The sequence below is a fragment of the Tannerella sp. genome, from assembly GCF_052170195.1.
In the GTDB taxonomy this organism is placed as follows: domain Bacteria; phylum Bacteroidota; class Bacteroidia; order Bacteroidales; family Tannerellaceae; genus Tannerella.
Genome location: NZ_JBQNAZ010000027.1, coordinates 31,929 through 43,446, shown reverse-complemented (window position 1 = coordinate 43,446; position 11,518 = coordinate 31,929). Strand labels below are relative to the sequence as shown.

The 11,518-nt window shown below is 47.0% G+C and carries 6 protein-coding genes; 2 read left to right on the top strand and 4 right to left on the bottom strand.

What is annotated here, in order from left to right; all coding sequences use genetic code 11:
- Nucleotides 1–701: 701 nt before the first annotated feature.
- Together ACTTKA_RS08395 and ACTTKA_RS08390 are read right to left on the bottom strand one after the other, a co-directional pair.
- Nucleotides 702–2,264 carry a SusD/RagB family nutrient-binding outer membrane lipoprotein gene (locus tag ACTTKA_RS08395; protein ID WP_442724680.1) on the bottom strand — a complete coding sequence of 521 codons (1,563 nt, stop codon included), beginning with the start codon at nucleotides 2,262–2,264 and terminating at the stop codon, nucleotides 702–704.
- Nucleotides 2,265–2,287: 23 nt separating this feature from the next.
- The gene (locus ACTTKA_RS08390) at nucleotides 2,288–5,500 is read right to left on the bottom strand and encodes a SusC/RagA family TonB-linked outer membrane protein (protein WP_442724679.1); all 3,213 of its coding nucleotides are present in this window, start codon (nucleotides 5,498–5,500) and stop codon (nucleotides 2,288–2,290) included.
- 326 nt (nucleotides 5,501–5,826) lie between these two features.
- On the opposite strand from ACTTKA_RS08390, the gene ychF reads away from it, so the two are divergent.
- Together ychF and ACTTKA_RS08380 are read left to right on the top strand one after the other, a co-directional pair.
- On the top strand, nucleotides 5,827–6,930 hold the full coding sequence (ychF, locus tag ACTTKA_RS08385; RefSeq protein ID WP_442724678.1) for a redox-regulated ATPase YchF: 1,104 nt from the start codon (nucleotides 5,827–5,829) through the stop codon (nucleotides 6,928–6,930).
- A gap of 52 nt (nucleotides 6,931–6,982) precedes the next feature.
- Complete coding sequence (locus ACTTKA_RS08380; RefSeq protein WP_442724677.1) at nucleotides 6,983–7,723, top strand: helix-hairpin-helix domain-containing protein; 741 nt, start codon at nucleotides 6,983–6,985, stop codon at nucleotides 7,721–7,723.
- Between the two features lie 117 nt (nucleotides 7,724–7,840).
- On the opposite strand, the gene ACTTKA_RS08375 is transcribed toward ACTTKA_RS08380, so the two are convergent.
- The gene (locus tag ACTTKA_RS08375; protein ID WP_442724676.1) at nucleotides 7,841–10,018 is read right to left on the bottom strand and encodes a DPP IV N-terminal domain-containing protein; all 2,178 of its coding nucleotides are present in this window, start codon (nucleotides 10,016–10,018) and stop codon (nucleotides 7,841–7,843) included.
- Between the two features lie 63 nt (nucleotides 10,019–10,081).
- Entirely contained in the window at nucleotides 10,082–11,515 is a 1,434-nt protein-coding gene (locus ACTTKA_RS08370) for a THUMP domain-containing class I SAM-dependent RNA methyltransferase (RefSeq protein WP_442724675.1), read from the bottom strand.
- Between the last annotated feature and the right edge of the window lie 3 nt (nucleotides 11,516–11,518).

Genomic DNA, 11,518 nt, shown 5'->3' with positions numbered 1-11,518 from the left:
AAAAAATATACTTTTATTCCTTTTTATTCAAAAAAATCAATTGTTAAGGAGTGACGAAATAATTCGGGCTTTCAGCCCTTTCGGACAATGGTTAATGGTTATGCGTGGTACACGCCGAATCATGTACCCGGCAAATAACCACTAATCATTGACAATTAACCATTGAAAAACAGCCTTGAAAGGGCGAGATAATTCAGCCCAATGCGAAGCGTTGGGAAAAAGGCATCGCATCTCGGCGGAGGGCTGTAAGCCTGAATGAATATTGATTTAGATACCCCTTTGTCATTCCGAACACCTCCTCTTGTCATTCCGAACACAGTGAGGAATCTCGCGGGGAAAAGGAGGAGATTCATCGCTTCGCTCTGAATGACAAAAGACCGAACGCAGAGGAACATCCCCCCTCCCCCCCTTCAAAGGGGGGAAGAGCGAAGCGAAGGGGGATGTTACCCCTTCAAAGGGGGAAGAGCGGAAGCGAAGCGTTGGGGAAAAAGGCATCGCATCTCGGCGAAGGGCTATAAGTCTGACGTAACCATTGTTGTACATTCGCACATCCATTATTAATGGTAAACGCCGAACAGTGTATCGCGTAATTTGGGTTAAACTTTAGCGCGATACTATTTCAGGACGAAACATTTTAGCGAAAAAAAGGACTGCTTTATGTTGGAGCAGTCCTTTTTATTGTTTGTAAATCAGTATTTTATTCAATCGTTATCTTTCGTATCCCACCATACTCGTGTTTCGAAATTATCCGGTCCCTGAGCAGCTATGGCAGCATCGTAATTTTCTTTGTTGACCTCATAGTCACCCAAATGATAGTATCTGCGATAAGGAACATGCTTAATTGTTCCCGCTGCCGCTTCACCCGGAGTCAACTTCGGTATATTCAATCGTCTCCAGTCAGACCAAGCTTCAATACCGTCTTCCATAAAACCATTCATCCAGCGCTGCATACCGATCTTTGCAATTTTCTCTTCCATAGTTCCTGTCAGAGCAACATTTGCCTGGGCTACATATTCATCCACATTCGTTATGAATCCATATTCATCCTGTAACTTTTTGAGAAGTTCAGGGTCGCTGTTTTCATATTTGGCTATATCGCTCTTAAAATCTTTCTCTTCAAACGACGCTTTGATAGCTTTTTTGTACAATTCCGCAGCATCCGCCGTAATCCAACCTCTCACAGCCGCTTCTGATTCCACAAGCAACATCCTGGCGGCAGAGATAATCGTAATGGTCGCATCCATGGCATACACCTTCGGATTCAACATCACAATTTTTCCTTTATATGCAGAAATATTCGCTCTGGCCACTCCGAAAGGAACAGCATCATATTTTCCTTGAGGATTAGGAACGCCATAACTTAAAGTGCGAGGATCCTTATGTGCAATTAAAGCATCGATGATCGTCTTGGCAGGAGCAAAGTCTTTACGCTTGCTGACTTCCATGTTATCATACAGAGGATTCATATTCGCTGTTTCATTTAAATAACGATATCTTAAATTGGACTCATTTGTTTTGATACCTCCATCGTTATAGGCTTTAACAAATCGCGCTTTTCCCGTTTCCGGCTCTACATCCGAAAGTTTAATGGCCATAAGCATACGTAACGAAGCGTTGAGCTGTTTCCATTTGGCGATTTTACCTCCATATAAAAGATCATACGTGGCATCGAATGTTTCTTTTTCGTTAAACATGGTATATGCTTCATTAAGTTTCGCATCCAAAGCCGTATAGATATCTTTCTGAGAATCGAATTTCGGTGTAAAATTTCCCTGATCTCCTTGTAATGCTTCAGAAAAATAGATCATGCCTACTATATCCGTCATGTGCATGTAATAAAAAGCTTCCAATGTCTTTGCGGCAGCGATCTGATTTGCATTGGAACCCATACCCATGACAAATTCGGTTGCTTTCTGCTTCTCATCCTGATTCATGGCAATGATAAGCTGGAGGTTGCGCAGGAACGTATAATAATAAATACCCATGTTAAAATCCACAATTCCAAATTCGGTATATTGGATATTTTGAGCCTCTGCAAGGTATTGGGGATATAACTGGCTAAACGGATCATAGGTGTCGGTACTTGGAGCCGGGGCGCTTGTAAACACTGCACTCGTTACTCCCTGCATCGCACGAGCAAATAAGAATCGGGTATCGGCCTGCGACGGATTATTCGGGTCTATGTTGATATCTCCAAAATCAGAGCAGCCTGAGAAAGAAAAAATACCGATCCAAACACATAAATATATTATTTTATTTTTCATATTTCTTAATCTTTTATCGTAAGTTAAAATGTAAGGTTTACTGTTACCCCGTAAGAACGGGTCGAAATCGATTGGCCTCCTTCTACATAGCCGCGACGAGCTCCGCTCGTTTCCGAAGGATCAATATTCGGTGTTCCCGAATAAATCAGCCAAGGATTCTGTGCGATAAATGAGAGACTAGCGGCCTTTACACCTAATTTAGAGGCCTCTAAAAGATTCTTCGGAAACTCATAACCCAGAGACACTTCTCTCAGTTTAACATAAGAGGCATCATAGACCGATGGAGCCCACACCCGAGGATAAAAACTTTGATAGTAGGTCTGTGTATCAAAATAACCTTCCAGTGGATTGCCATCTTTATCCACACCCTTCAGGTGAATACCTCCTCCGTCTTTTACCGGATCACGTAATGGTTTTCCCCGATCATTCAAACCAGTGGTAGTATTTAAGATACCCGATCCGTGTCCCCAATAATTGGTATATGAAACAAGACTTCCACCTTTTGAAAAATCCAAGACGGCAGACAATGTAATTCCCTTAAAATTAAGCGATGTTGAGAAACCACCTGTAAAATCCGGTTGAGCAATACCTAAATCCTGATCTTGGTTTTTGTCATCCCAATAGGGGCGGACATCTCCCAATTTATGACCATCGGGGAGTTTCCCTAATATCAAGTTGCCTTTTTCATCGCGTTTCCAGTCGTTTCCTTGTATAATACCGATAGGTTGCCCTTCGCGAGCATTGATGGAAATAGGATAATAAAACTTGGTCCACCAGATTTGATAAGGATCATCGTCTTTATCATTTTTAATCAATTCAACGAGGGTATTTCTATTTTTCGAAATATTAAAATTCACTGTCCACTGCAAATCCCTTGTTCTGATCGGCGTCCCCCCAAGCGTCAGTTCAACGCCCCGGTTACGGATTAATCCGGCATTGACTTTTGTAGTTCTATATCCGCTCGCAGGCGTTACGTTACGGTCGATAATCTGATTTTTCGAGTCCCGATTATAGAAGTTAAAATCACCCCAGAAACGATTATTAAACAAGCGGAATTCGGTTCCCACTTCGTAAGAAGTAGAGATGGTAGGCTTGATATCCGGATTTCTTAAGTTCTGACTTTGAATCATCGTTGTTTGATTTCCGTATTTACGTACAAAACCATGATCCCAATCCGTTATATAGATCGGATACACACGATAAGCATCCATCGTTGAACCTACCTGCGCAGCAGATGCTCTCAGCTTCCAAAAACTTAACCAATCAATTTTTATCAAATTACTCATCATGACTGAGGCACTCAATCCACCATAAAGATAGCTGTTGTGATCAGGGTGCAAAGTCGAACTCCAATCGTTACGCAGGTTCATATCCAGATAATACGTATCATCTAAGCCTAATGTTGCTGTACCGAATACACTTCTGGTCTTATAATGAATCAACTCCGACTCTCCTCCCGGTTTGCCAACAGAAGCTGATATATTCCAGAACTTATTCAGGAACAGTCCGTCACGAGTAAAAGCGCCCACTTTTTTATAGGTATAATTATTCTCTTCGATAAAAGCAGCGGCGTCGAATGTAAGACGCTCCGCAAGAAAACGGGTATTATACTTCAAAAATCCTTGTACCTGAATATCTATCAATGCATTTTGACTCTGTTTATATTCCGCTGTTTTCCCGAGATTCAGCGGGCGCTTGCCTTCTTCTATCATATTCCGGATATTGCCGTTTACATTCGTTCCGATCTTCAGGTTTTCCAGAATTTTATACTCAGCCGTACCACTGAAAACATTCCACTGGTAAGTTGTGGTGTTGTTCACCTCATTCATTAATGCATACGGATTCCAGTGATAAGCAGGAGTCAGATCGCTCGGGCTTGTGATATTCCATGTGCGGAATGTACCATCCGGACGTGTATAGTTATCTTTCAAATCTGCAAGATTTACGTTCGTATTTCCCCATTGCAAGTAAGAATACAAGAAATTACCAAACTCTCCATATCCTTCTGTTGCGGCATTATGATTTCTCCGATACGTATATTTATAGTCCAACGTTACGTTCAATTTTTCCGTAACGTCAAAAGAAGAACGGATCGAGAGGTAACGGCGAACGGCGTCACTGTTATATTGCACACCTTGCTTATCGACATTTGTAAATGAGATACGCGTATTGTATCCCTTTCCGGCCTTTGCAAAAGAAAGGTTGGTCGTATTCGCAATCCCTGTACGATATAAATCGTTAATATCCATGCCGAATTTCCATTCGGTTTGTTGTCCGAAGCGAGGATCGGTTGGATCCCATGCATACCAGGGCATATAAGTTTGTCCCGCATATTTAGGTCCCCAACTTGAATCATCTGCATAGTCATACATCAATCGACCATCAAACTGCTTCAAGTAATCAGGCATCGTATCTTCCCATTTGAAGGTAGGTAACTCAGCCGTAGCTCCCAAATATCCTCCGCCATACTCTTTCTGTACATTTACATGAGAATAAGCCTTTTCCCATGCTAACGTATGACTAACATTTATTTCAGATTTACCCTTGTCAACACTTTTGGTTGTAATGATGACGGCTCCATTTCCTCCACGAGATCCGTAGAGAGAGGTAGCGGCAGGCCCTTTTAAAACATTGATACTCGCCACATCATCCATATTGATGGAGTTGGGATTCGTGATAGCCCCATCCACGACGTAGATCGGTTCTGACCCAGTAGCAGAAGTCAACGAACTGGTTCCTCTAATATAAATTTTACCACTATCAAATTTGGAGCCGGAACCTCCCACAAAGCGGATACCTGAGATCTTACCTACTAATGCGTTGTTTAAGTCGGTTTGACGTGCTTTAACCAGATCCTCAGCCTTTACTTCCTGAGCAGCATAACCAATCGCTTTCTTAGAACGAGAGATTCCCATGGCCGTAACCACTACTTCTTCCAATGCTCTCGTATCACCTCTCAAAACAACTTGGAGATTGGGTGCAATCGCTACTTCCTGTGTAACCATTCCGATATACGAGATCATCAATGTCTTTGCTGAACTCGGCACCTCCGGCAAAGCAAACTTCCCGTCCATATCCGTCACGGTACCGACCGTCGTGCCCTTTACCACTACCGACGCTCCGATAACGGGCTCACCATTCTCGTCCGTCACCGTGCCTCGCACCTGTGTCTGAGCCATTACTACGCCTATTCCGATAAAGAACAAGGCTAAAAACAGTTTTAGTTTTCTTTTCATACTCTACTAATTTTAAAAAAACAACATACATTCATTTTGCTCAATTCATACATCCGATTTTATTGCTTCCGGACAAATTGATTTTTTATTTACACAGCTTCTATTCGCACTTTCAAATAAATTTTCATGTGTATCAACTTACTTTCTCTTGAAAAGTATCGACTGCAAAAATAACGAATATTTGTTATTTGCAAATATTTTCTGCTAAAAAAAACTTTTTATTCAAAATAAATTCTTCTCCATCGTGCTAATTCATAAAAAATTTGCGCTACATAGGGCTTTGCATTATCTTTGTCCTTTTATCATAAAAATAAATTCGTATCATTATGGCATTACAATGCGGCATTGTGGGACTACCGAATGTGGGAAAGTCGACGTTATTTAACTGTTTATCGAATGCGAAAGCGCAGGCGGCTAATTTTCCGTTCTGCACCATCGAACCCAATGTGGGGGTGATCACCGTCCCTGATGAACGACTCAGCAAGTTGGCTGAGTTAGTGCATCCGGCACGGATTGTTCCGACGACGGTCGAGATTGTCGACATTGCCGGCCTGGTGAAAGGCGCCAGTAAAGGAGAAGGGCTGGGAAACAAATTCTTGGCGAATATCCGTGAGACGGACGCCATCCTTCATGTACTACGTTGCTTCGACGATCCCAATGTTGTGCATGTAGACGGAAGTGTTAATCCCGTACGCGACAAGGAAATTATCGATACCGAGCTTCAGATCCGCGATCTGGAAACGGTCGACAGTCGTATCTCGAAAGTACAGAAACAAGCCCAAACGGGGGGAGATAAGCAAGCCAAGCTCGCCTATGAGGTGCTGGTCAGATATAGGGAAGCTCTTGAGCAGGGCCGGAATGCGCGCACGGTATCGTTCGAGACGAAAGATGAACAAAAAGTGGCCCGCGAGCTATTCCTGCTTACCGACAAGCCTGTACTGTACGTCTGCAATGTCGATGAAGCAAGCGCCGTGAATGGTAATGCCTATGTAGAGCAGGTACGCGAGGCTGTAAAAGACGAAGGGGCAGACATCCTTGTCGTGGCAGCAAAAATAGAGAGTGAGATTGCGGAGCTCGATACATACGAAGAGCGACAGATGTTCCTGGCCGAGGCTGGCCTTGAAGAGTCCGGTGTAAATCGTCTGATCAAAGCGGCTTATAAGTTGCTTGATCTGGAAACATTCTTGACAGCCGGTCCGGAAGAGGTACGTGCATGGACGTACCGCAAAGGGAGCAAGGCGCCGCAATGCGCGGGTGTAATCCACACCGATTTTGAAAAAGGTTTTATACGCGCCGAAGTCATCAAGTACGATGATTATATCCAATATGGCTCGGAAGCAGCCGTGAAAGAAGCCGGAAAGATGCACGTGGAAGGAAAGGAATACATCGTGCAGGACGGAGACATTATGCACTACCGTTTCAACGTGTAGCTTCCCCGCAAGAGAGACATCGTAAAAGTGAAACATTGAAGGAGGAAGCACATTGGGCTGGCGTGATTTCTTTTATTTCTCACGAGGTGAACGGCGAGGGTTAATCGTACTGCTCTGTCTGATTGCTTTGGCGGGTATCATCATGCTGCTGAAAAGTCCTTCATCGGATCAGGAACAGCCGACACATGGAGATACGACATCCGTTCGTCGGATGCTGCCCGGAAACACGCCTGATGGTCAGCCTGACGATCAGACCGCACAGTCGCAAAGGCAGTCTTTCAGCAGAGCGCGACCTGCCGTATCTCGAACACATGAAACCACCGGCGAGCGTATCAAACGATTGACCGATACGCGTCCGCGATACCCCCGATCCCAAAAACTTCCTGCGGGCTCCACCCTCGAACTGAATACTGCCGATACGACCGACCTTCAGAAAATACCGGGCATCGGCCCCGCGTTCTCTAAACGCATCGTCAAATACCGTAACTTATTGGGTGGGTATGCCGATGTATCTCAATTGGCGGAAGTATACGGGATCGATGAAGAAAAGTACACGGCATTGGCACCATGGTTTACGGTCGATCCGACACGGATACGAAAACTGAACGTGAATCGTCTGCCGGAAGATTCGCTGCGTCGTCATCCTTATATCGATTATCGTCAGGCAAAGCTAATGGTGCGTTTGCGCAGACAGCAAGGCGGCCTTACCGGATGGCACGATCTGACGCTTACGGAAGAGTTTACCGATGCAGACCGGAAGCGCCTCAAACCTTACCTCTCGTTCGACAAATAAATCCGGCATATCATCTCAATATATTCCTGAAAGAGGCTTATAAATAGAAGATTAAGAACCTGTTTAAACCTTGCAATTCTACAATTTTCAATTTGTTTTTATCCGACGGCATTGCTCTTAAAGACGATCTTCAAAATACCTCGTTATCTTTTCGTAGAGATGCGGGCGGTCTTTGCCGATGACATTGTGCGGATGACCGGGGTAGACGAAGTAGTCGGGGAATGTGCCGGCATCGATACAGGCTTTCAGAAAGAGCTGGCTATGCTGCCAAACGACAACCGGGTCTGTGGTGCCGTGAATAAGCAGCAGACGCCCTTTTAAATTGCCGGCTTTGCGTAGCAGGTTCGCCTTCTCATACCCTTCGGGATTCTCTTTCGGGTGATCCATATACCGCTCACCGTACATGATTTCGTAGCGGTGCCAGTCGATCACCGGACCTCCGGCTACGCCTGCTTTGAACACGTCGGGATGCGTCAGCATCAGGTTGGTCGTCATGAATCCACCGTAACTCCAGCCGTGTACGCCGAGACGCTCGCTGTCTACATAGGGCAACGATTTAAGCAGTTCGACCCCTTTCATCTGGTCGGCCATTTCCGCTTCGCCGAGGTTCCGGTGAATCACGCTCTCGAATTCGAATCCGCGATTGGCTGATCCGCGCCCGTCGATCGTGAGCATCACGTATCCTTTACGCGCCATATAAAGATCCCAACCGCCGACGCCGTTCATCCATCCGCCGGTGACGAGCTGCGCGTGAGGGCCTCCGTAGACGTAGATAATGGCCGGGTGCTTTTTCGTCTCGTCCATACCCGGAGGCGTCACGAGGCGATAATGCAGTGGAGTCTTGCCATCGGCCGCTGTGAGCGTGCCGGTTCGGATCGTCGGCATATCGTAGTTTGCGAAAGGGTCTTTGGCTGACAGGAGAGATTTTACCGTCCGTCGGTCATTGATGCGCACGAGGTCGATGTCGCGCGGTATCTGCGGCGACGAAACCCGGTCGATCAGGTAAGTATATGTCGCGTTGGCTGAAACACCGTGTATACCTTTCTTCTCGGTCAGGCAATCACGTTTGCCGGTTTTCATGTGCAGTCGCCATGCGTAGGTCTCGAGTGCGCTTCCGTCTTCCTGCGAATGGGCGTCACGCGGTGCCGTGGCGGTAAAGAACAGATTTTTGCCTTTGGCATCGAAACCGAGGACTTCCTTTACGATCCATCGCCCCGAAGTCAGTTGTTTGAGCAGTTTACCGTCGGTATCGTAAAGATAGAGGTGATTAAATCCGTCCCGCTGGCTTTGCCAGACGAACTGACGCGGGTTACCGGGACAAAACAGCACGGGCGCTTGCGGCTCGACGTAACGCGTGTTCGTTTCGACAAAAAGCTCCGCCTCACGTTGTCCGGTACGGGCGTCGTATCGTACCAGTCGGCAGGTATCCTGTCCACGGTTCAGTTCGGCCAGATAAATGCTTTTCGCGTCGGGGCTCCAAGCGATATTTGTCAGGTATTTCTCTTTCGGCAAACCGGTTTTCAGCCAGACGGTCTGTTTCGTAGAGAGATGATAGATGCCGACCGTTACCTCGTGACTTTTCATCCCGGCCATCGGATATTTGAACGGCTCGGCTCGCGCGATGCGTGCATCGACATGTACGATCGGGTAATCCGTAACCATGGTTTCGTCCATGCGATAGAAAGCCAGCGCCGCACCGTCGGGCGACCAGAAGAGCCCTTTGTGAATACCGAACTCGTTTTGGTGCACGGCTGTGCCGCAAACGATGCCTTTATCTGTCTCATTCGTCACCGTTTCGGTCGTACCGTCGGGCGAAAGAATACAGACATTGTTTTCGCGTGTGAATGCGATGCGTCCGTTTGCCTTGTCGTATTCCCAACGACTGCCTGCCTGATCCAGTGTATACTTCGCCGCGACCTGTCCGTTCCGCAGGTCGTAATGCACCCGATTCCCTTTGTACTGGAAAGCGATCACGGGCACGGAAGCATCCGGCACGAAGAACGCCGGCATGGACGAAATTTCGGGCAGACCGGCTGCAACGAGCCGGTCGCTTAGCCGGGCAGCTGTGAAAGCGACTTGCTCGGAGTCGTCTGTCGGTTTAGCCATCAGCAGGCTGTCACCTTTCACATACGTATAAAAATCACCGCACCATTGAAGTTGCCGGATGTTTTTCGGCACGAATCGATGGTTATTTCTTCCGCCGGGTATCAGGTCTTGAAATGTTAGTGTTTTTTCCTGTGCGCTCATTTGCGTTGCGAATAATGCGAGACAAAGCAATACGTAAATTTTTTTCATCGGTTTGTTTTTTAGGGTTGAGTTCATGTCGTTCGTCTTTTTTCTGACGTCCCTGTACGGTTTTTACGGCTCCGAAATATTTCGGTAGCCCTTCGGGTAACTGCCCGAAGGCCGTTTCAGTTTGTTTTCACCTTTCGGGTAACCGCCCGAAGGCTGTTTCAGTTTGTTTTCTCTCTTCGGGTAACTGTCCGAAGACCGTTTCCATTTGTTTTCTGCTTTCGGGTAATCGCCCGAAGGCCGTTTCAGTTTGTTTTCTCTCTTCGGGTAATTGCCCGAAGCCATTTCCTTTCGGTTTTGCTTTTCGGCGATTGCCCGAGGCGCTGCTTTTTTTCTTTCGCCCTCAGCTTTCTTGTAGGCTTTATTCGTTCCGGCAAACAGCTCGTAGCATCGGTACTCGCACTCGAGGTCGCCGTTCCTTAGTTTTATTTTGTGTTTGGGACGCAATCCGATACGATCGAAACATTCGTCTTTGTAGCTGAGTATCCATGCGCTGTATCCGGTGAATACGTGCTTCAGCCGTTCGCCGATCATACTGTACAATTCGCTGATGTTATCGGGCGTGATGCGTTCGCCATAAGGCGGATTCGTAATGAGGATACCCGGCTGCGGCGCTTCGGTGAATTGTTGAAAAGGCAGCGTCTGCAATTCGATGTATTTTGCCAGCCCCGCGCTTCGGATATTTTTTTCGGCTTTCTTGACGGTTAACGGCGAGATGTCCGACCCGTAGCATTTGAACGAAAACTCGCGTTCGGAGGAGTCGTCGTTGTATATCTCGTCGAACAGGTCGCGGTCGAAGTCGGGCCATCGTTCAAAGGCAAAGCCTTTGCGGTAGACGCCCGGGGCGATGTTCAGCGCGATCATGGCCGCTTCGATCAGCAGGGTGCCCGATCCACACATGGGATCGACGAAATGCGACGCGCCACGCCATCCTGTTTTCAGGATCATGCCGGCGGCAAGCACTTCGTTGAGAGGAGCCTCGCCTTGTGTCGTCCGGTAGCCTCGCTTGTGAAGGCTCTCGCCCGAACTGTCGATGGACAGCGTGCAGTCTTTGTGTGAGATGTGAATGTTGATGCACAGGTCAGGGTTGCTCAAACGCACGGACGGCCGTTCTCCCACGCGCTCGCTGAAGTAGTCGGCAATGGCATCTTTGGTGCGGTAGGCCACAAATTTGGAGTGGTGGAAGTCTTCGGAATAGATTACGGCATCGACCGAAAATGTTTTCTCGGGAGAGAGGTACTTTTCCCATTCGATCCGTTTCACTTCCTGATATACCATGTCGGCGTTGTTCGCACGAAACCGGGCGATCGGCACCAGAATGCGTAACGCCGTGCGGCAATGAAAGTTTGCCTTGTAGAGCATGGCTTTATCGCCCGTGAACGATACCATGCGTCGCCCCGTCTGCACGTTCTCGGCGCCGAGCGCCGTTAATTCTTCAGCCAAGATATCCTCTAACCCGTAGAGCGTCTTGGCGATCATCTCGAATGAGCCGTCTGTCATCGT

Bases quoted from the DNA above. Each gene is read 5' to 3' on its own strand.
- ACTTKA_RS08395 (WP_442724680.1), bottom strand. From the start codon at position 2,264: ATGAAAAATAAAATAATATATTTATGTGTTTGGATCGGTATTTTTTCT.
- ACTTKA_RS08390 (WP_442724679.1), bottom strand. From the start codon at position 5,500: ATGAAAAGAAAACTAAAACTGTTTTTAGCCTTGTTCTTTATCGGAATA.
- ychF (WP_442724678.1), top strand. From the start codon at position 5,827: ATGGCATTACAATGCGGCATTGTGGGACTACCGAATGTGGGAAAGTCG.
- ACTTKA_RS08375 (WP_442724676.1), bottom strand. From the start codon at position 10,018: ATGAAAAAAATTTACGTATTGCTTTGTCTCGCATTATTCGCAACGCAA.
- ACTTKA_RS08370 (WP_442724675.1), bottom strand. From the start codon at position 11,515: ATGACAGACGGCTCATTCGAGATGATCGCCAAGACGCTCTACGGGTTA.